The sequence below is a fragment of the Kitasatospora azatica KCTC 9699 genome, assembly GCF_000744785.1.
GTDB lineage: Bacteria > Actinomycetota > Actinomycetes > Streptomycetales > Streptomycetaceae > Kitasatospora > Kitasatospora azatica.
Genome location: NZ_JQMO01000002.1, coordinates 2,102,095 through 2,120,465, shown reverse-complemented (window position 1 = coordinate 2,120,465; position 18,371 = coordinate 2,102,095). Strand labels below are relative to the sequence as shown.

The following is an 18,371-nucleotide window of genomic DNA, read 5'->3' as shown; positions in this document are numbered from 1 at the left end:
CTCGGGAGCACTCGATGAATCTCGCCCTGATCGGACTGGTGGCCGGCATGGCCCTGGGCTTCGCCGGCTACTTCGGCGGGTTCGCCGCCTTCCTGCTGGTCGCCGTGCTCGGCGCCGTCGGCTTCGTGGTCGGCCGGCTACTGGAGGGCGACCTCGATCTGGGCGACCTCGGTGACCTGCTGCGCAGCCGCGACCGGCGCCGCTGATGCCCGCGGGGGACTACGAGCTGCGCCGGGGCGCGGGCTGGGGCCGCGACACCGGACGGGACACCGCGCCCGCCCGGCGCGGGCGACTGCGGATCGCGGACCGGGTGCTGGCCCGGATCGCCTGGCTGGCAGCCCGGGACGCGCTGGGCCCGGACGCGCCGGGCGAGCCGCCACGGGTGACGGTTGCCGTGGCGGCCGGCTCGGCGCAGGTACGGGTCGGGGTGGACCTGCCGTTCCCCTCCGACCTGGTGCGCCAGGCGGGCGCGGTGCAGGCGGCGGTGGCCGACCGGGTCGGGACGCTGACCGGGATCCCGGCCCAGGAGGTGGTCGTGGTGGTGGAGCGGCTGCACCCGGCGCTGGTGGTGGCGGCGGGTGCCGGTGACTGAGCCGGTGGCGGCCGGGCCTCGGTCGGAGCAGCTGCCGTCGGAGCCGCTCGGCTCGGAGCGGCTCGGCTCGGAGCGGCTTCGGTCGGAGCGGCTTCGGTCGGAGCGGGTGCGGCCGGCGCTGGTGGTGGGCCTGCTGGTGCTGGCCGGGACCGGGGTGCTGCTCTACGACGCGGTGGCGGTGTGGACCGGGCACCGGGCGGGCAGCTGGCGCAGCTGGTTGGCCGGGCAGCTGGCCGGCCGGCAGCTGGACTCGCCGTGGGTGCTGGCCGGCGCGGCCGTGGTCGCGCTGCTCGGCTGCTGGCTGCTGGTGCTGGCCGTCACCGCCGGCGAGCGGCGCTGGCTCCCGCTGCGGAACGGGCCCGGGGCGGTGATCGACCGGGTCGGGGTCGCCGCGATGCTGGAGACCCGGGTCCGCGAGCAGCCGATGGTGGCCGCCGCACGGGTGCGGGTGGGCCGGCGGCGGGCCCTGGTGAAGGTCTACGGCAGCGCCGACCTGGACCGGGCCCGCAGCGAACTGGCGGCCGAGCTGACCCGGATCGGACTGGTCCACGAACCGGTGCTGCGGGTCCGCGGCCGACCGGCCCGGCACCGGCCGCCGATGCACTGACGCCGTGTGAGTCCTGGAAGGTGAGTTCTGGAAGGGCTGGGAGCTCGATGACCCGATCCACCGTCAACCGGGTGCTGCTCGGGCTGGTCGGCGCGGTGCTGGTGGCGGGGACGCTGCTGGTACTGGCGGGCGGCTTCGACCTGTACCACCACCTCGGCGTGACGCCGCCCGCCCACTGGCCGCTCACCTCGCCCGGCCAGCCCGTACTGAGCGACGCCGCGCGCACCCGCTGGCGGGACCGGGGCTGGTGGTGGCCGGCGGTGGTGGCCGGCCTCACGGCGCTGCTGCTGCTGGCCCTCGGCTGGATCGCCCTCCAACTGCGCCGCCCGGCGCCCGCCGAACTGGACCTGCCCACCCCCGACCTGCCCGGCCTGCGCCTACGCCTGCGCGGCGCCGCGCTGGCGGCAGCCGTCCAGGGCGCCGCCGTCGACCTGCCCCGGGTGACGGCCGCCCGGGTCCGCCTGGTCGGCCGCAGGCGCAAGCTGCGGCTGCGCGCGGTGCTGCTCCTGGAACCGGGCTCGGACCCGGGCGGAGCGGTCCGCGCCTTCCGCACCGGCCCGCTCGGCCACGCCCGGGCAGCGCTGGGCCTGACCGAGGACCTGCCCCTGGACCTGCGCCTCCAGGTCACCCCGACCCCGACGGCCCGTCAGCCCCACGAGAAGCGGACCCGCCGGGCACCGCGGGTGCAGTGAGCCCGGGGGCCGGAGGGGGAGCGGGGCTACAGGGCGTGGAGGGCGCCGCCGTCGACGGGGAGCATGACGCCGGTGAGGTAGGAGGCGGCGGGGGAGAGGGCGAAGGCGGCGACCTTGCCGAACTCCTCGGGGGTGCCGTAGCGGCCCAGCGGGATGCGGGCGCCGGCGGCGGCGCGGGCGGCGGCCGGGTCCGCGGCGAGGGCGTCCAGCTCGCGGAGCCGGTCGGTGTCGATCCGGCCGGGGAGCAGGCCGAGGACCCGGATGCCGCGCGGGCCGAGCTCGTTGGCCAGCGACTTGGCCGCCATCGCCAGGCCCGGGCGCAGCCCGTTGGAGATGCCCAGTCCGCCGATCGGCTCGCGCACCGAGGAGGAGAGCACGAAGCCGATCACGCCGCCCTCGCCCAGCACCTCGGCGGCCGCCCTGGCCAGTCGCAGGGCGCCGAGGAAGACGGTCTCGAAGGCGCCGCGCCAGGCCTCGTCGTCGGCACCCAGGACCGGTCCGGCGGGCGGCCCGCCGACGCTGATCAGCACCCCGTCCAGCCGGCCGAAGCGCTCGGTCGCGGCGGCGATCACCCGTGCGGCGGACTCCTGGTCCCCGTTGTCCGCGACCAGGCCGAGGGCCCGCTCGCTGCCGCCGAGCTGCTCGACGGCCGCGTCCAGCCGGTCCTGCTGGCGCCCCGTCAGCACCACCCGGGCGCCGTCCGCCGCCAACTCCCGTGCGGCCGCGAACCCGAGCCCGCGGCTGGCGCCGGTGACCACGTACACCCTGTCCTGCAATCCGAGATCCATGGGCCCATCCTGCCGTAGCCAGAACCGTCAGAGGCAGTCGGCAGGGTCAGTGGGAAGGGTCAGCCGGCCGGGACCAGCTCCGGGGTGTCGGCCTCGGCGGCCGCCGAGACGCGGTCCCTGGCCTCGCGGCGGATCAGGATCAGCAGGCCGACCGGGACCAGCGAGGCGAACAGCCACCACTGGATCGCGTACGCCATGTGCGGGCCGATGTCCGAGTGGTTGGGCTCGGGGAGCAGCTGCGCCTGGTCGGCGGGCGCGGGGGTGGTGGTCGCGAGCTCCAGGTAGCCGCCGAGCACCGTGGCGCCGGAGGCCTTGGCCTGCTGCTCGCTGTTGATCAGCATGTACTGCCGCTGCGGCAGCCCGCCCCGGTCCCGGATGCCGCTGGTGGCGCTGGTCTCGTCGGCCCGCAGCCGTCCGGTCACGGTGACCTGCCCGCCCGGTGCGGCCGGTACCGGCGGGAACTGGGTGGCGTCACTCCCGGAGTCCACCCAGCCGCGGTTGACCAGCACCTCGCCGTGCCCGTCCGCGAGCCGCAGCGGGGTGATCACGAAGTACCCGATGGTGCTGCCGTCGGAGGCGGTGCGCTGCCGGACCACGAACTCGTGCGCACTGTCGTACTCGCCGGTCGCGGTGACCGTCCGCCAGGTCAGGTCCTTGGGGACGGCGTAGCCGGGGCCGGTGGAGAGCGAGTCGAAGGCGACCGGCGCGGCCTTGAGGCTCTGGCCGATCAGGTTGTTCCGGGCGACCCGCGCCTCGTGCCGGTGCAGCTGCCAGAACCCCAGCTTGATGCAGGCGGGGATCAGCAGCAGCGCGATCAGCGTGGTGATCGCCCAGCGCCAGGAGAGCAGAAAACGGTACACACCGGCACGCTACGCCCACATCCCCGGTGATCAGCCACCGGGGTGCGGCGCGACGTCCGCGAGCAGCTGCAGGAAGGCGTCCTCGCCGATCACCGGGGTGCCGACCTCGCGGGCCTTGCGGGCCTTGCCGCTCCAGCTGCCCGGCTCGTTGGTGACCAGCAGGCTGGTGAGCCGGCTCACCGAGGAGGCGATGTGCAGGCCGGCCGCGATCGCCCGGTCCTCCAGCAGCTCGCGGTCGGTGGCGGTGTCGCCGGTGATCGCCACCCGCATGCCCTGGACCAGCGGCCCGCCCTCCTGCCAGCGTCCGGGGTTCGGGTACGGGCAGGCCGGCCGCTTGCGCGCGGGGCGGTAGGAGGAGCTCCAGGAGCCGCGGGCGGGGGAGACCGGCACGGCGGCGTCCTCGCCGAGGTCGGTGACGGCCACGCAGGTGGTCAGCGGCAGCGGCACGCCCCCGCTGAGCGCGAGCTGCAGGCTGGGGCGGAACGCCTCGGCGAGCACCCGGGCGTCGTCCAGCGCGTTGTGCGCGTGGCGCTGACGGACCCCGAAGTACTCGGCCAGGGTGGAGAGCTTGCCGTTGGGCAGCGGCAGGCCGAGGTCGCGGGAGAGCACCATGGTGCAGAGCCGCTGCTCGACGGGGGCCCGCAGGCCGGCCCGCGCGTACTCACGGGAGATCATGTTCCAGTCGAAGAGCGCGTTGTGGGCCACCATCACCCGGCCGCTCAGTCGCTCGCCGAGCTCCTCGGCGATCTCCGGGAAGGTCGGCGCGTCGGCCAGCATCGCGGTGGTCAGGCCGTGGATCCAGATCGGTCCGGGATCGCGCAGCGGATTGACCAGGGTGTACCAGTGGTCGATCACCTCGCCGGCCTCGTCCAGCCGGTACACGCCCGCCGAGATCACCCGGTCGGTGCGGCCGAGGCCGGTGGTCTCGACGTCGACCACCGCATACCCCGACGGTGCCTCGGCGCCCGCGAATACACCGGTGCGCTGCGTGGGGATCGGGCCGACCGAGGGCTGGAGCGCATGCATGGTGCACCAGCTTAAGGGGAGCGGCTGATCGCTCAGGCATAGAGTGGCCAGTGGGACAAGCACGACAAGAACACTTAAGGAACAGCCTCATGCGCGCCACCGTGATCCACGGCCCCCACGACATCCGGATCGAGGAGGTGCCCGACCCGGTGATCCAGCAGCCCACTGATGCGGTGGTGCGCGTGGTCAACGCCTGTATCTGCGGCAGCGACCTCTGGGCCTACCGGGGTGTCGCGTCCCGCGAGCCCGGGCAGCGGATCGGACACGAGTTCCTCGGCATCGTCGAGGCGGTCGGCTCCGAGGTGGGCGGCGTCAAGGTCGGCGACCTGGTGGTGGCCCCCTTCGTCTGGTCGGACGGTGTCTGCGAGTACTGCCGGGAGGGGCTGCAGACCTCCTGCCCGCACGGCGGCTTCTGGGGGAGCGTCGGCTCGGACGGCGGCCAGGGCGAGGCGGTCCGGGTGCCGTTCGCCGACGGCACCCTGGTGCGGCTGCCCAAGGAGGCGGCCAGCGACCAGGCGCTGCTGCCCAGCCTGCTGGCGCTGTCCGACGTGATGGCCACCGGGCACCACGCGGCGGTGGCCGCCCGGGTCCGCCCGGGTGCCACGGTGGCGGTGGTCGGCGACGGCGCGGTGGGCCTGTGCGGGGTGCTGGCCGCGCACCGGCTCGGCGCCGGTCGGATCATCGCGCTGGGTCGGCACGAGGCGCGCACCGCGATCGCCCGTAAGTTCGGCGCCACCGACGTGGTGGCCGAGCGCGGCGAGGCGGCGATCGAGGCGGTGCGCGAGCTGACCGGCGGTCAGGGGGCGCACGCCGTGCTGGAGGCGGTCGGCACCGAGGAGTCGATGCGCACCGCGATCTCGATCACCCGCGACGGTGGCGCGGTCGGCTATGTCGGCGTGCCGCACGGCGGCAGCGCCGGTGTCGACATCGGCCAGATGTTCGGCCGAAACGTTTCGCTCGGCGGCGGTGTCGCGCCGGCCCGCGCGTACATCCCGGAGCTGCTCGCCGACGTGCTGAACGGATCGATCGAGCCGGGCCTGGTCTTCGACCGCACGGTCGGACTTGACGAGGTCCCGGACGGTTACCGGGCGATGGACGACCGCTCGGCGCTCAAGGTGCGGATCGCCTTCTAGACCCAACGTCGTTCAGTTTGGCGTGGTGGCTGTTCGTCAAGGCCGGTGAGCAAGGCAGCGGAGCTGCTGTAGAAGAGGTCTGTCACTCCAAGACATCCTCACCACAGGAGCTCCGCTGTTGGAACAGGCTGCCATATCAAGGACTTTCGGGGTAGCGGCGGGGGTGTTCGCGCCGGGTCACCTCGGTGAACTGACCCGGATTATCCCGTTCGAGATGGTCGACGAGGTACTGGCGCAGACCGGTGCCGTGCAGCGCAGGATCAGGCTGGTGCCGGCACGGGTCACGGTGTACCTGCTGCTGGCCGCGGCGCTCTTCGCCGGGCTGGGCTACCGGCAGGTCTTCGACCGGCTGTGCGCCGGGCTGGCGGACCTGGCACCGGTCCGGCCTAGCGGCAGCGCTCTTCGCCAGGCCCGCCAGCGGCTGGGGCCGGCACCGATGAAGGCACTGTTCGACCTGGTGAGGGGCCCTGCGGCCACCATCGCTGCCGCCGGGCGGTGGCGGGGGCTGAGGGTCGTCGCGGTCGACGGCACCCTGCTGTCGGTCCCCGACTGTCCGGCCAACCTCGCGGTGTTCGCCCGCCAGCGGCTCGGCAACGGGATCTCGGGCTACCCGCAACTGCGTCTGGCCATGCTGGTCGCCTGCGGGACCCGGTCGGTGATCGGGGCTGTCTTCGGCCCGGCCACCACCGGAGAGCTGGAGTACGTCCGCCGTCTGGCGGCGGACCTGCGGGCGGGGATGCTGCTGCTGGGCGACCGGAACTTCGCCGCGGCCGACTTGCTGAACCGCCTGGCCGCCTCCGGCGCCGACCTGCTGGTGCGCTGCAAGTCCGGTCGCAAGCTGCCGCCGGTGGCCCGCTGCCGTGACGGCTCGTTCCTGGCCCGGCTCGGCGGCCTGACGGTGCGCGTGATCGATGCGGAGATCAGCATCGCCACGTCCCGGGGCACCCGCACCGGCCACTACCGGCTGCTGACCACCCTCACCGACCCCGCCTCCCACCCGGCCGCCGAACTGGTCCGGCTCTACCACGAGCGCTGGGAGGTCGAGACCGCCTACGCGGAGCTGAAGTCCACGATCCTGGGCGGACGCGTCCTGCGGGCCCGCACCCCGCAGGGCATCGAGCAGGAGGTCTGGGCCCTGCTGACCGCCTACCAGGTACTGCGAACCGCGATGACCGACGCCACCGACAGCGTCCCGGGCACCGACCCGGACCGGGCCGGCTTCACCACGGCCCTCGCCGCCGCCCGCGACCAGCTCGTCCTGGCCGCCGGAATCACCGCCGACACTGTGATCGACCTGGTCGGGGTCATCGGCCGCCACGTCCTGGGCCAGCTCCTGCCCGCCCGACGCGTCCGCACCAAAGACCGCATCGTCAAACGCGCGATCTCCAAGTACAACGCACGCGGACCCGCCATCGACCGGACCACCTACAAGGCCACCATCAACATCAACATGCTCACGGACAGCCCTTGACGCCCCCGGCCAAGTCCAAACTGAACGGCGTTGCTTCTAGACCTGGGCGGCAAAGTCGCCGACACAACGTCAACTCCCCATCGGGGGCGGTACCAATGCCTGGTAGCGCCCCCTTTGCGTATTCGCAACCGGGGGCTCGTACCGGCGCATTTCGGCCAGTTTCACGGCGCGTCAGTGTGAAGAGCGGGCCGAATGTGCTCAAACGCTGTTCGCAACCGTCTGCTCGCTCTTAGCATGCATCGGCACGCGCAACGGCTGTGACGCCTCTCACCTCGCGTGCGCTCCACCCGTACAGCACCGCGCGGACCCGTCCTGACGACCCACCATCCGCGCGGTCTGGCTCACCACGACGTACAGGAGAGATGGAGTGGACCATCCCCCGCAGCCCGGGTCCCCGCCGGACAGCGCCGTCCCGACCGACCTGACGACAGAGGAACGGATCGAACAGAGCGCGGAGTTCCGCGCCCTGCGCAGCACCTTCCGCGGTTTCGCCTTCCCGGTGACCGCGGGCTTCCTGCTCTGGTACCTGCTCTACGTGCTGCTCTCCAGCTACGCCCACGGCTTCATGGCCACCACGGTCTTCGGGCACGTCAACGTGGCCCTGCTGCTCGGCCTGCTGCAGTTCGTCAGCACCTTCGCGATCGCCGCCTGGTACGCGAGGTTCGCCGGCCGCCGGCTCGACCCGGCCGCGGCCGCGATCCGGCAGGAGTACGGACAGTCCGTCGTCACTCCCAGAGAGGCAGGCGAATGACCGCCCCGCAGATCCTCGCCGGCGGCCAGCTGCTCGCCAGCTCGGCCAGCAGCCACCGCGGCCTGACCATGTCGCTCTTCGCCGGCTTCGTGCTGGTCACCCTCGGGATCACCGTGTGGGCCGGCCGGCAGACCAAGGACGCCACCGACTTCTACGCCGGCGGCCGCGGCTTCACCGGCTTCCAGAACGGCCTGGCGGTCTCCGGCGACTACATGTCGGCCGCCTCCTTCCTGGGCATCGCCGGAGCCATCGCGCTCTCCGGCTACGACGGCTTCCTGTACTCGATCGGCTTCCTGGTGGCCTGGCTGGTCGCGCTGCTGCTGATCGCCGAGCCGCTGCGCAACTCCGGCCGCTACACCATGGCCGACGTGCTGGCCTTCCGGATGCGCCAGCGCCCGGTGCGCACCGCCGCCGGAATCTCCACCATCGTGGTGTCGATCTTCTACCTGCTGGCCCAGATGGTCGGCGCCGGCTCGCTGGTCGCGCTGCTGCTGGGCATCGAGGGCACGGCCGCCAAGCGCTGGACGGTGGTCGCGGTCGGCGCCCTGATGGTGCTGTACGTCGCGATCGGCGGCATGAAGGGCACCACCTGGGTGCAGATCGTCAAGGCGGTGCTGCTGATCGCGGGCGCCGCACTGATGACCGTGATGGTGCTGGCCAAGTACCACTTCAACCCGTCCAGCCTGCTCGGCGCCGCCGCGCACGCCAGCGGCAAGGGCTCGGCCTTCCTGGAACCCGGGCTCAAATACGGCCTCAACGGCACCAGCAAACTGGACTTCATCAGCCTGGGCCTGGCCCTGGTGCTCGGCACCGCGGGCCTGCCGCACATCCTGGTCCGCTTCTACACCGTGCCCACCGCCAGGACCGCGCGGAAGTCGGTGCTCTGGGCGATCGGCATCATCGGCGTCTTCTACCTGATGACCCTGGTGCTCGGCTTCGGCGCGGCCGCCCTGGTCGGCCCGAAGACCATCAAGGCCTCCAACGCGGCCGGCAACACCGCGGCCCCGCTGCTGGCCCAGCACCTGGGCGGCGGCGAGGGCTCCACCGGCGGGGCGATCCTGCTGGCGGTGATCTCGGCGGTGGCCTTCGCCACCATCCTGGCCGTGGTCGCCGGGCTCACCCTGGCCTCATCGGCCTCCTTCGCCCACGACCTCTACGCCAACGTGATCCGCAAGGGCAAGGTCACCGAGCAGGAGGAGGTGCGCTCGGCCAAGCTCTCCGCGGTGGTGATCGGCGCGGTCGCGATAGTGCTGAGCATCTACGCGGAGAAGCTCAACACCGCCGCGCTGGTCGCGCTGGCCTTCGCGGTGGCGGCCTCGGCGAACCTGCCGAACCTGCTCTTCTCGCTCTTCTGGAAGCGGTTCAACACCACCGGCGCGGTCTGGTCGGTCTACGGCGGGCTGATCAGCTCGGTGCTGCTGGTGGTCTTCTCCACCGTGGTCTCCGGCAAGCCGACCTCGCTCTTCCCGCACTCCGACTTCCACTGGTTCCCGCTGGAGAACCCGGGCCTGGTGTCGATCCCGATCGGCTTCCTGCTCGGCTGGCTCGGCACCCTGCTGTCCAGGAGCTCCACCGACCCGGCGAAGTACGCTGAACTGGAAGTCCGTTCGCTCACCGGGATCGGCGCGCACTGAGGGCCAAGATCTTGCTGGTCCGAGACTGCCCGGCGATTGGGGGGCGGGTGAAGGAGCGGGGTCCAGGCGAGAGCCCGGGCGTCGCGACGCCGCCCCCCAATCGCCGGGCAGTCTAAGCTGGCGCCCGGTTCACCCCAACGGTGGGCCGGGCGCCAGTCGCGATTCGGGAAGGTGCGCACCGTGCTCCTCGACACCTTCGGTCGGCAGGCCGTGGACCTGCGGGTCTCCCTGACCGACCGCTGCAACCTGCGGTGCACCTACTGCATGCCGGAGCAGGGCCTGCAGTGGCTGGCCAAGCCCGAGCTGCTCACCGACGAGGAGATCGTCCGGCTGGTCACCCTCGCCGTGCGCGACCTCGGGGTGCGCGAGGTGCGGTTCACCGGCGGCGAGCCGCTGCTGCGCCCGGGGGTGGTCGGCATCGTCGCGGCGTGCGCCGAGCTCGAGCCGCGGCCCGAGCTGTCGCTCACCACCAACGGCATCGGCCTGGCCCGCACGGCGGTGGCCCTGCGCGAAGCCGGCCTGGACCGGGTCAACGTCTCGCTGGACACCCTCGACCCGGAGACCTTCCACACCCTCACCCGCCGGCACCGCCACCAGGACGTCCTGGACGGCCTGGCCGCCGCGGAGGCCGCCGGGCTCACCCCGGTCAAGCTCAACGCGGTGCTGATGCGCGGGGTCAACGACCACGAGGCCGCCGAGCTGCTCGGCTGGTGCCTGGAACGCGGCTACCAGCTGCGCTTCATCGAGCAGATGCCGCTGGACGCCCAGCACGGCTGGGACCGCTCGCAGATGATCACCGCCGAGGAGATCCTGGACCGGCTCGCCGACCGCTTCTCGCTCACCCCGGAGCCCTCCGCGGTGCGCGGCGCGGCCCCGGCCGAACGCTGGCTGGTGGACGGCGGTCCGGGCAGCGTCGGAGTGATCGCCTCGGTCACCCGGCCGTTCTGCCGGGCCTGCGACCGCACCCGGCTGACCGCTGACGGCCAGGTCCGCAACTGCCTGTTCGCCACCGGTGAGACCGACCTGCGCACCGCCCTGCGCGAGGGCGCCTCGGACGCCGAGCTGGGCGAGCTGTGGCGGGCCGCGATGTGGGGCAAGAAGGCCGGCGCGGGGATCGACAACCCCGAGTTCCACCAGCCCGAGCGGCCGATGTCGGCGATCGGCGGCTGACGGAGCCGGGTCAGCGGGCCGGGGTCAGTCCTCGGTCCAGTCGGCGAGCGCCACGGTCTCCTTCAGGAAGCCGCGCACGCTGAGGAACTGGCTGAGGTGCTCGCGGTGTTCCTCGCAGGCCAGCCAGGTCTTGCGGCGGTCCGGGGTGTGCAGCTTGGGGTTGTTCCACACCAGCACCCAGGCGGCGGCGGACCTGCAGCCCTTGGCCGAGCACTTGGGGGGTCCGGCCGGGCCCTCGTTCGCGGCGCCGCCGAAGAAGTCGATGCTCATGATCAGAAGTCTCTCACCCGGGATAAGTGGGTAAGGTCTGAAATGGCCCTGCCAACCGAAAAAGAGGATGGCGACGCCGGGCAGCCACGGGGGGAGCCGCCCGGCGTCGGTCCGTCGCTCCGACGGGGGATGCGGAGCGCGTACGCAGTATGTCACGGAGAACCAGGGCGTTGGCTAGAGCTTACAAGATTTATTTGAGCATTTCCTGAGGTTCAGGGGTGGCAAGTAGCAACAAAAACGGGCGAGTCGGGCGCGACTCGAATGAAACCCGAGTCGGCGGCCGAGCTCGCCCGTGTACGGAGAGTCAGGATGACGGGGCGTCAGATCGGCTGGCCGTGGTGCCGCCGGTGCCGCCAGGGCCGCTGGCAGCACCGCCACCGCCGGTACCGCCCGGGCCGAGCATCAGCGGCGTGGTGGCCGGGACGTCGAAGGTGCTGGGCAGCCCGGGAGCCCGCTCCCGGCCGGCGTTGGCGATGATCACCGCGAAGTAGGGCAGCAGCACCCCCGCGCCGAGCGCGCCGAAGGCCACGTACCGCTGGACGTTCCAGAGCACCACGGCCAGCAGCACGCAGGCGGTACGGATCAGCATGGAGATCACGTAGCGGCGCTGCCGCCCGCGGACGTCCTCGGAGAGGCTGGTCCGGGCTCCGGTGATCCGGAAGACTTCGCCGTCGTCCGTACTCCTGCTCATTGGCCCGCCGCCCTCGTGTTCCGTCCGTTCCGCCCGGTCCGTCCCACGGTACGCCGCTCTTATCCCGTCGAGGAGACCGGGGCGAGCCCGTGTCGACTCAAGCCGTGTCGACTCAAGAAGGCGGGCGGCACGGTGTCGGTGAGCCAGACGCCGTTGGCGCTGCGCCGGAACTCGTGGCCGGTGGCCGCCAGCCCCGCCGCGTCCACCCGCAGCACCGCCGGGCGGCCGTGCCGGGAGCCGACCTTGACGGCCGTCTCGACGTCCGCCGAGAGGTGCACGTCCTGGCGGCTCATCGGGCGCAGGCCCTCGCGCATGATCGCCGCCACCGACTGCTGACCGGTGCCGTGGAAGAGCACCGGCGGGGGCTCGACCGCGGTCAGGCCCAGGTCGACGGCGATGGTGTGGCCCTGGCTGGCCCGGATCCGGGAGCCGTCCTCGCTGTAGGCGAAGCGCTGCTTGTTGTTGGTGGCCACCACGTGGTCCAACTGCTCCCGGCTCAGCGGGTTGCCCCGCCGGGCGAGGGCGGCGAGCAGGGTGGCGACCGCCACCCAGCCGCCCTCGTCCAGCTCGATCCCGATCCGACCGGGATCGTGGCGCAAGATCCTCGCGAGCATCTTCGAGGTCTTGACCAGGCGTTTTTCGTCCAATGTCGATTTCTCCTAGGAAGCCTGACTGACCGAGCTCATGTTGAAGTCGGTCACGCGGACCGGGGGCATCGCCGCCCGGCTGAAGTAGTCGCCCCACTCGCGGGGCAGGCAGCGCTCGGTGCGGCCCACCTCGGTGATGCGGCCGAGCAGGTCGACCGGGGACTCGTTGAACCGGAAGTTGTTGACCTCACCGACCACCTGGCCGTCCTCGACCAGGTAGACGCCGTCCCGGGTCAGGCCGGTGAGCAGCAGGGTGGCCGGGTCCACCTCGCGGATGTACCAGATGCAGGTGAGCAGCAGCGCCCGCTCGGTGCCGGCGATCATCTCCTCCAGGGTCGGCGCGCCGGCCTGGTCGGCGGTCTCCAGCACCAGGTTGTCGACCAGCGGCCGGACCGGCAGCCCGGTCAGCCCGGCGGTGTGCCGGGTGGCCTGCAGGCTGGTCAGCTCGCCGTCGCGGATCCACTTGGTGGGGGTGATCGGCAGGCCGTTGTCGAAGACCGACTGGAAGTCGCCGGAGGAGTGGGCGAGCACGAAGGGCGCGCACTCCAGGCCCGGCTCGGCCGGGTCGGAGCGCAGCGTCAGCGGCAGCTGGGAGAGCCGTTCGCCGAGCTTGGTGGCGCCGTTCGGTCGGCTGAAGACGGTGCGGCCCTCGACGGCGTCGCGGGCGCTGGTGGTCCAGTTGAGGTAGACCATCAGGTCCGCCACCGCGGCCGGCGGGATCAGGGTCTCGTAGCGGCCGGCCGGCAGCTCGATCTTGCGCTTGCCCCAGGCCAGTCGCTGGTCCAGCCGGGACTGCAGGGCGGCGACGTCGATGTCGGTGAAGTCCCGGGTGGCGTCGCCGCACCAGGCCGAGGAGCCGCCGGCCTTGGCGTTGAGCTCCACGGTGCCGGTGGGCTGGTCGTGGCGCAGCCGCAGGCCGGTGGAGCTGCCCAGGTAGGTGGAGGTGAGCTCGTGCCGGGCGAAGCCGTAGAGCGCCTGGCCGGCCGCGCGGGCCCGGGCGAAGGCGGCGCCGAGCTCGGGGGCGAAGTCCTTGAAGACCTCGATCGAGGTCTCGGCGGGCGGCGCGGTGAAGTCGCCGCCGGAGGCCGCGCCGGGCGGCAGCAGCGGCTGCGCGTCCTCGGCCGGGCCGGCCTCGCGGGCGGCGGCCTCGGCGGCCCGGACCAGCTCCTCGACCTCGGCGGCGGTGACGGCCTCGCGGGCGACCACGCCGGAGGCGGTGCCCTCGGCGCCGTCCACGGTGGCGATCACGGTCAGCCGGCGGCCGCGGCTGACGCCGTTGGTGGTCAGGGCGTTGTTGGCCCAGCGCAGGTTGGCGGTGGTCTCCTCGTCGACCAGGACCACGCAGCCGTCGGCCCGGGAGAGTTCCAGGGCTCGCTCGACCAGCTGGTGCGGGGCATTGTTCTGGGTGGACATCAGCGACCCGCCTCCTGCTGCGTGTTGAGCACGTTGACCTGCTGGAAGAGCGCCGACGGGCAGCCGTGGCTGACCGCCGCGACCTGGCCCGGCTGGGCCTTGCCGCAGTTGAAGGCGCCGCCCAGCAGGTAGGTCTGCGGGCCGCCGACCGCAGCCATCGAGCCCCAGAAGTCGGTGGTGGTGGCCTGGTAGGCGAAGTCCTTGACCTGGCCGGCCAGTTGACCGTTCCTGATCGCGTAGGCGCGCTGGCCGGTGAACTGGAAGTTGTACCGCTGCATGTCGATCGACCAGGACCGGTCGCCGACGATGTACAGACCGTTCTGCACCCCGGCGAACAGGCCCTCGGTGTCGGGGCCGTCGGCCACCGGCTGGAGCGAGACGTTGGCCATCCGCTGCACCGGGACGTGCGCGGGGGAGTCGGCGAAGGCGCAGCCGTTGGACCGGCCAAGGCCCTTGAGCCTGGCCATCCGGCGGTCCAGCTGGTAGCCGGTCAGCACGCCGTCCTTGACCAGGTCCCAGGACTGGGTGGCCACGCCCTCGTCGTCGTAGCCGATGGTGGACAGGCCGTGCTCGGCGGTCCGGTCGCCGGTGACGTGCATCAGCGCGGAGCCGTACTCGAGGGTGCCGAGCTTGTCGAAGGTGGCGAAGGAGGTGCCGGCGTAGGCGGCCTCGTAGCCCAGTGCCCGGTCCAGTTCGGTGGCGTGGCCGATCGACTCGTGGATGGTCAGCCAGAGGTTGGTGGGGTCGATCACCAGGTCGTAGCGGCCGGCCTCGACGCTGGGGGCCTGCACCTTCTCGGCCAGGTACTCGGGGATCCGGGCCAGCTCGTCCTGCCAGTCCCAGCCGGTGCCGTGCAGGTACTCCCAGCCGCGCCCGACCGGCGGGGCGACGGTGCGCATCGACTCGAAGCTGCCGGTGCGCTCGTCCACCGAGACCGCCTCCAGCGAGGGGTGCAGCCGGATCCGCTGCTGGGTGGTGACGGTGCCGGCGGTGTCGGCGTAGAACTTGTTCTCCTGCACGGTCAGCAGACTGGCCGTCACATGCGAGACCCCGTCGGCGGCCAGCAGCCGGCTGCTCCAGTCGGCCAGCAGCGCGGTCTTCTCGGCGTCCGGGACCTCGAAGGGGTTGATCTCGTAGGCCGAGATCCAGGTGGCGTCCCGGTGCACCGGCTCCTCGGCCAGCTCCACCACGTCCGCGCCGCCCGCCGCCCGGCTGATCTGCGCGGAGAGCCTGGCCACCGCGACGGCCTGCTCGGCCACCTGGGCGGCGGCCTGCGGGGTCAGGTCCACACCGGCGGCGAAGCCCCAGGCCCCGTCCAGCACCACGCGCACCGCGAAGCCCAGCTGGAGGGAGTCGGAGCTGCCCGCCGGACGGGCGTCGCGCAGCCGCCAGGAGGCGCTGCGGACCCGCTCGAGGCGGAAGTCGGCGTGGCTGACGCCGAGCTGCCGGGCCCGGTCCAGCGCGGCGTCGGCCAGCGGACGCAACGGCAGGGCCAGGAACAGCGGATCGACGGCGCGGGCAGGTGGGGCGCTCGGTGTCGGCGGCATCGGACTCCCTGAGGGTGACGGAGCGGTGTCGAAGCCCCGAGGTCAAGGGGCTCCGACCGCATCATGTCCCGTCAGGGGAGTTCTAGGCCAGGAGATATCGCGCGCGTCGAGGGTCGGTCAGTGCTGGTGGCGGCCCGGTTTCAGGCCAGGCCGACCCACCAGGCGTCCAGCTCCGGCGGCTCGGCCACGTCCACCCGCTCGCCCGGGCGGGGGATGGCCACCGGGACGCCCTGCGCCTTGGCCTCCGCGAGCAGCCGTTCGACCGGCTCGGCCCACGGGTGCAGGCCCAGGTTGAAGGTGCACCAGTGGACCGGCACCAGCAGCCCGCCGCCCAGCTCGCGGTGGGCCAGCACGGCGTCCTCGGGCGTCATGTGGATGTCCGCCCAGGCCTCGTCGTAGGCGCCGATCTGGACCAGCGAGGCGTCGAACGGGCCGTGCTGGGCGCCGATCGCCGCATAGCCCTCGAAGTAGCCGGAGTCGCCGGTGTAGAAGACCTTGCGGGTCGGACCGGCGATCACCCAGGAGCCCCAGAGCGTGGTGTTGCGGGTCAGCGAGCGGCCGGAGAAGTGGTGCGCGGCGGTCAGCGTCACGGTCAGCTCGCCGAGCGTGCAGGTCTCGTCCCAGTCCAGCTCGATGATCCGGTGCTCGGGCACGCCCCAGCGGCGCAGGTGGCCGCCGATGCCCAGCGGCACCGCGAACGGCGCCGACTGGCTGCGCAGCAGGCGCTTGACGGTGGCCATGTCCAGGTGGTCGTAGTGGTCGTGCGAGATCAGCACGGCGTCGACCGCGGGCAGGTCCTCCAGCTCCACCGGCACCGGGTGCAGCCGCTTGGGGCCCAGGTGCGCGGAGGGGGAGCAGCGCTCGCTCCAGATCGGGTCGAGCAGCACCCGGGCGCCCTCGATCTCGACCAGCGCGGAGGCGTGGCCGTACCAGGTGATCTGCACGCCGGCGGTCTTCGGCTCAACGGCGGCTGCGGGGCGGACCAGCGGGATCGGGCGGACGGGGGTGCGGCCGGCCCGGTCGAAGAGCATCCGGCGGAAGGTGTCGCGGTCGGGGCGGGTGGGCCCGGAGGAGCGGGCGAGGTCGGAGGGCGCGTTGTGGAAGGTGCCGTCCGCGTACTGGGGGGAGTTGCGGATCCGGCCGTCCCGCTCGCCGTCCGGGTCACGCCCGAAGGCGACGGGGACCTCGCGCAGCGTCCAGGCCGCGGCGCCCAGGCCGGTGGCCAGCGCCGTCAGGGTGAGCAGTCGGCCCCGGCGCCTGCCGGTCCCAGGGGTTGCCTCGCTCATCGGGGTGCCGCCCTTTACTGGATCGTTCTCTGCATCGGTCGCGGCACGGGAGCCCGCGGGGGACACTGCGCGCCGACGGTGAAACGGGCGTCCGGCGCGTGGTGTTCCCGAGGCATTCTGCCCGGACCGATTGTCGGAAGACGACAGTTCCGGCGTGGATGACCTGTGGAGGGTCGATTCGTCGTGGTGTGGAATCGACCGATAGCGTCACAGTGCGTACGTTCCCCCATGTGGGCGGGACACCCCGCGTTGCGGGACACACACAGGGAGAGGTGGATCGTTGAGCCGCTCGGTTCTCGTCACCGGAGGTAACCGGGGCATCGGCCTCGCCATCGCCCAGGCCTTCGCCGAGGCGGGCGACAAGGTCGCCATCACCAGCCGCTCCGGGGAGGTGCCGGAGGCGCTGGCCAAGTACGAGGTGCTCGCGGTGCGCTGCGACATCAACGACGCCGCGCAGGTGGACGCCGCCTTCACGGAGATCGAGGCCAAGCACGGCGCCGTCGAGGTGCTGGTCGCCAACGCTGGCATCACCAAGGACGTCCTGATGCTGCGGATGACCGAGGAGGACTTCACCTCGGTCCTGGACACCAACCTGACGGGCACCTTCCGGGTGGTCAAGCGGGCCTCGGCGAAGATGCTGCGGGCGCGCAAGGGCCGCCTGGTGCTGGTCTCCTCGGTGGTCGGTCTGACCGGCTCGCCGGGCCAGGCCAACTACGCCGCCTCCAAGGCCGGTCTGGTCGGCTTCGCCCGGTCGCTGGCCCGCGAGTACGGCCCGCGCAACATCACCGTCAATGTGGTCGCCCCCGGCTTCGTGGACACCGACATGACCGCGGTGCTCAGCGACGAGCGCCGCGCCGAGATCGTCTCGGGGGTGCCGCTGGGCCGCTATGCCGCGCCTGCCGAGGTCGCCTCCACCGTGCGGTTCCTCGCCTCCGACGAGGCCGCGTACATCACCGGAGCCGTCATTCCCGTCGACGGCGGATTGGGCATGGGTCACTGAGCAACATGAGTGGAATCCTTGAGGGCAAGCGGATCCTGATCACCGGAGTGCTGATGGAGTCCTCCATCGCCTTCCACACCGCGAAGCTGGCCCAGGAGCAGGGCGCGGAGATCATCCTCACCGCCTTCCCGCGGCCCACCCTGACCGAGCGGATCGCCAAGAAGCTGCCGAAGCCGGTGAAGGTGCTGGAGCTGGACGTCTCCAGCGAGGAGCAGCTGGCCGGCATCGCGGACCAGGTGCGCGAGTACCTGCCCACGCTGGACGGTGTGGTGCACTCGATCGGGTTCGCGCCGCAGGACGCGCTGGGCGGCAACTTCCTGAACACGCCGTGGGAGTCGGTGGCGACCGCCATGCAGGTCTCGGCGTTCTCGCTGAAGTCGCTGACCATGGCGCTGCTGCCGCTGATGCAGGACGGCGGCTCGGTGGTCGGCCTGACCTTCGACGCGCAGTTCGCCTGGCCGCAGTACGACTGGATGGGCCCGGCCAAGGCCGCGCTGGAGTCCACCAACCGGTACCTGGCGCGCTACCTGGGTGAGCGGGACATCCGCTGCAACCTGATCTCGGCAGGTCCGCTCGGCTCGATGGCGGCGAAGTCGATCCCCGGCTTCGGCGACCTGGCCGACACCTGGAGCCACCGCTCGCCGCTGAAGTGGGACCTGACGGACCCCGAGCCGACCGGGCGCGGCGTGGTCGCGCTGCTGTCGGACTGGTTCCCGAAGACCACCGGCGAGATCATCCACGTGGACGGGGGGCTGCACGCGATCGGCGCGTGACGCCCTCGCTCTGACGCCCG

General features: G+C 72.4%; 20 protein-coding genes. 11 read left to right on the top strand and 9 right to left on the bottom strand.

Going from position 1 to position 18,371, the window contains the following annotated elements; genetic code table 11:
- Positions 1-14: 14 nt before the first annotated feature.
- The 4 genes from BR98_RS09730 to BR98_RS09715 are packed head-to-tail and all read left to right on the top strand — an operon-like array spanning position 15 to position 1,891.
- Positions 15-206 carry a hypothetical protein gene (locus BR98_RS09730; RefSeq protein ID WP_035841733.1) on the top strand — a complete coding sequence of 64 codons (192 nt, stop codon included), beginning with the start codon at positions 15-17 and terminating at the stop codon, positions 204-206.
- Positions 206-592, top strand: a complete 387-nt coding sequence (locus BR98_RS09725; RefSeq protein WP_051969517.1) for a hypothetical protein — start codon at positions 206-208, stop codon at positions 590-592. The genes BR98_RS09730 and BR98_RS09725 overlap by 1 nt, the downstream gene beginning before the upstream one ends.
- A complete protein-coding gene (locus tag BR98_RS09720) occupies positions 579-1,199 on the top strand; it encodes a DUF6286 domain-containing protein (RefSeq protein WP_051969516.1) in 621 nt (206 codons plus the stop codon). The genes BR98_RS09725 and BR98_RS09720 overlap by 14 nt, the downstream gene beginning before the upstream one ends.
- 47 nt (positions 1,200-1,246) lie before the next feature.
- Complete coding sequence (locus BR98_RS09715; RefSeq protein WP_051969515.1) at positions 1,247-1,891, top strand: hypothetical protein; 645 nt, start codon at positions 1,247-1,249, stop codon at positions 1,889-1,891.
- A gap of 26 nt (positions 1,892-1,917) precedes the next feature.
- Here BR98_RS09715 and BR98_RS09710 read toward each other — a convergent pair whose 3' ends face one another.
- From BR98_RS09710 to BR98_RS09700, 3 genes are read right to left on the bottom strand one after another with little or no spacing between them, the layout of a single operon-like run.
- Complete coding sequence (locus tag BR98_RS09710) at positions 1,918-2,679, bottom strand: SDR family oxidoreductase (RefSeq protein WP_035841731.1); 762 nt, start codon at positions 2,677-2,679, stop codon at positions 1,918-1,920.
- A gap of 59 nt (positions 2,680-2,738) precedes the next feature.
- Positions 2,739-3,539, bottom strand: a complete 801-nt coding sequence (locus tag BR98_RS09705) for an SURF1 family cytochrome oxidase biogenesis protein (RefSeq protein WP_035841730.1) — start codon at positions 3,537-3,539, stop codon at positions 2,739-2,741.
- A gap of 30 nt (positions 3,540-3,569) precedes the next feature.
- On the bottom strand, positions 3,570-4,565 hold the full coding sequence (locus BR98_RS09700) for a DEDDh family exonuclease (RefSeq protein WP_035841729.1): 996 nt from the start codon (positions 4,563-4,565) through the stop codon (positions 3,570-3,572).
- Positions 4,566-4,654: 89 nt separating this feature from the next.
- Here BR98_RS09700 and BR98_RS09695 point away from each other — a divergent pair, with 89 nt between their 5' ends.
- The 5 genes from BR98_RS09695 to moaA all read left to right on the top strand — a co-directional run bounded on the left by BR98_RS09695 (position 4,655) and on the right by moaA (position 10,724).
- The gene (locus BR98_RS09695) at positions 4,655-5,698 is read left to right on the top strand and encodes a zinc-dependent alcohol dehydrogenase family protein (protein ID WP_035841727.1); all 1,044 of its coding nucleotides are present in this window, start codon (positions 4,655-4,657) and stop codon (positions 5,696-5,698) included.
- Positions 5,699-5,861: 163 nt separating this feature from the next.
- Positions 5,862-7,169 (top strand): IS4 family transposase, encoded by a 1,308-nt coding sequence (locus BR98_RS09690; RefSeq protein WP_157537561.1) that lies wholly within the window; start codon positions 5,862-5,864, stop codon positions 7,167-7,169.
- A gap of 367 nt (positions 7,170-7,536) precedes the next feature.
- Positions 7,537-7,920 carry a DUF485 domain-containing protein gene (locus tag BR98_RS09685; protein ID WP_035841726.1) on the top strand — a complete coding sequence of 128 codons (384 nt, stop codon included), beginning with the start codon at positions 7,537-7,539 and terminating at the stop codon, positions 7,918-7,920.
- The gene (locus tag BR98_RS09680) at positions 7,917-9,554 is read left to right on the top strand and encodes a solute symporter family protein (protein WP_035841725.1); all 1,638 of its coding nucleotides are present in this window, start codon (positions 7,917-7,919) and stop codon (positions 9,552-9,554) included. Before BR98_RS09685 ends, BR98_RS09680 begins: the two co-directional genes overlap by 4 nt.
- Before the next feature lie 180 nt (positions 9,555-9,734).
- Positions 9,735-10,724, top strand: a complete 990-nt coding sequence (moaA, locus tag BR98_RS09675; RefSeq protein WP_035841723.1) for a GTP 3',8-cyclase MoaA — start codon at positions 9,735-9,737, stop codon at positions 10,722-10,724.
- A gap of 24 nt (positions 10,725-10,748) precedes the next feature.
- Here the strand turns inward: moaA and BR98_RS09670 are convergent, their stop codons facing one another.
- From BR98_RS09670 to BR98_RS09645, 6 genes are all read right to left on the bottom strand, one after another.
- Entirely contained in the window at positions 10,749-10,994 is a 246-nt protein-coding gene (locus BR98_RS09670) for a hypothetical protein (RefSeq protein WP_035841721.1), read from the bottom strand.
- A 304-nt stretch (positions 10,995-11,298) separates the two neighbouring features.
- Positions 11,299-11,685 carry a DUF3099 domain-containing protein gene (locus BR98_RS09665; RefSeq protein WP_083976203.1) on the bottom strand — a complete coding sequence of 129 codons (387 nt, stop codon included), beginning with the start codon at positions 11,683-11,685 and terminating at the stop codon, positions 11,299-11,301.
- Positions 11,686-11,744: 59 nt separating this feature from the next.
- Complete coding sequence (locus tag BR98_RS09660; protein ID WP_051969513.1) at positions 11,745-12,332, bottom strand: RNA 2'-phosphotransferase; 588 nt, start codon at positions 12,330-12,332, stop codon at positions 11,745-11,747.
- A 12-nt stretch (positions 12,333-12,344) separates the two neighbouring features.
- Positions 12,345-13,745, bottom strand: coding sequence for a metallopeptidase TldD-related protein (locus BR98_RS09655; RefSeq protein WP_035841720.1), 1,401 nt, complete (start codon positions 13,743-13,745; stop codon positions 12,345-12,347).
- Positions 13,745-15,292 (bottom strand): TldD/PmbA family protein, encoded by a 1,548-nt coding sequence (locus BR98_RS09650; RefSeq protein ID WP_051969512.1) that lies wholly within the window; start codon positions 15,290-15,292, stop codon positions 13,745-13,747. The genes BR98_RS09655 and BR98_RS09650 overlap by 1 nt, the downstream gene beginning before the upstream one ends.
- Before the next feature lie 140 nt (positions 15,293-15,432).
- Entirely contained in the window at positions 15,433-16,578 is a 1,146-nt protein-coding gene (locus BR98_RS09645) for an MBL fold metallo-hydrolase (RefSeq protein ID WP_083976202.1), read from the bottom strand.
- 280 nt (positions 16,579-16,858) lie between these two features.
- Here BR98_RS09645 and fabG point away from each other — a divergent pair, with 280 nt between their 5' ends.
- Together fabG and fabI are read left to right on the top strand one after the other, a co-directional pair.
- Positions 16,859-17,578, top strand: coding sequence for a 3-oxoacyl-[acyl-carrier-protein] reductase (gene fabG / locus BR98_RS09640; protein WP_035841719.1), 720 nt, complete (start codon positions 16,859-16,861; stop codon positions 17,576-17,578).
- A 5-nt stretch (positions 17,579-17,583) separates the two neighbouring features.
- Complete coding sequence (gene fabI, locus BR98_RS09635; RefSeq protein ID WP_035841718.1) at positions 17,584-18,351, top strand: enoyl-ACP reductase FabI; 768 nt, start codon at positions 17,584-17,586, stop codon at positions 18,349-18,351.
- Positions 18,352-18,371 lie beyond the last annotated feature (20 nt).

What these genes read in the sequence shown, in the direction of transcription:
- BR98_RS09655 (WP_035841720.1), bottom strand. Translation starts at nt 13,745, where the DNA reads ATGTCCACCCAGAACAATGCCCCGCACCAGCTGGTCGAGCGAGCCCTG.
- BR98_RS09715 (WP_051969515.1), top strand. Translation starts at nt 1,247, where the DNA reads ATGACCCGATCCACCGTCAACCGGGTGCTGCTCGGGCTGGTCGGCGCG.
- BR98_RS09680 (WP_035841725.1), top strand. Translation starts at nt 7,917, where the DNA reads ATGACCGCCCCGCAGATCCTCGCCGGCGGCCAGCTGCTCGCCAGCTCG.
- BR98_RS09730 (WP_035841733.1), top strand. Translation starts at nt 15, where the DNA reads ATGAATCTCGCCCTGATCGGACTGGTGGCCGGCATGGCCCTGGGCTTC.
- BR98_RS09670 (WP_035841721.1), bottom strand. Translation starts at nt 10,994, where the DNA reads ATGAGCATCGACTTCTTCGGCGGCGCCGCGAACGAGGGCCCGGCCGGA.
- BR98_RS09725 (WP_051969517.1), top strand. Translation starts at nt 206, where the DNA reads ATGCCCGCGGGGGACTACGAGCTGCGCCGGGGCGCGGGCTGGGGCCGC.
- BR98_RS09650 (WP_051969512.1), bottom strand. Translation starts at nt 15,292, where the DNA reads ATGCCGCCGACACCGAGCGCCCCACCTGCCCGCGCCGTCGATCCGCTG.
- BR98_RS09665 (WP_083976203.1), bottom strand. Translation starts at nt 11,685, where the DNA reads ATGAGCAGGAGTACGGACGACGGCGAAGTCTTCCGGATCACCGGAGCC.
- fabI (WP_035841718.1), top strand. Translation starts at nt 17,584, where the DNA reads ATGAGTGGAATCCTTGAGGGCAAGCGGATCCTGATCACCGGAGTGCTG.
- BR98_RS09645 (WP_083976202.1), bottom strand. Translation starts at nt 16,578, where the DNA reads ATGAGCGAGGCAACCCCTGGGACCGGCAGGCGCCGGGGCCGACTGCTC.
- BR98_RS09700 (WP_035841729.1), bottom strand. Translation starts at nt 4,565, where the DNA reads ATGCATGCGCTCCAGCCCTCGGTCGGCCCGATCCCCACGCAGCGCACC.
- BR98_RS09710 (WP_035841731.1), bottom strand. Translation starts at nt 2,679, where the DNA reads ATGGATCTCGGATTGCAGGACAGGGTGTACGTGGTCACCGGCGCCAGC.
- BR98_RS09695 (WP_035841727.1), top strand. Translation starts at nt 4,655, where the DNA reads ATGCGCGCCACCGTGATCCACGGCCCCCACGACATCCGGATCGAGGAG.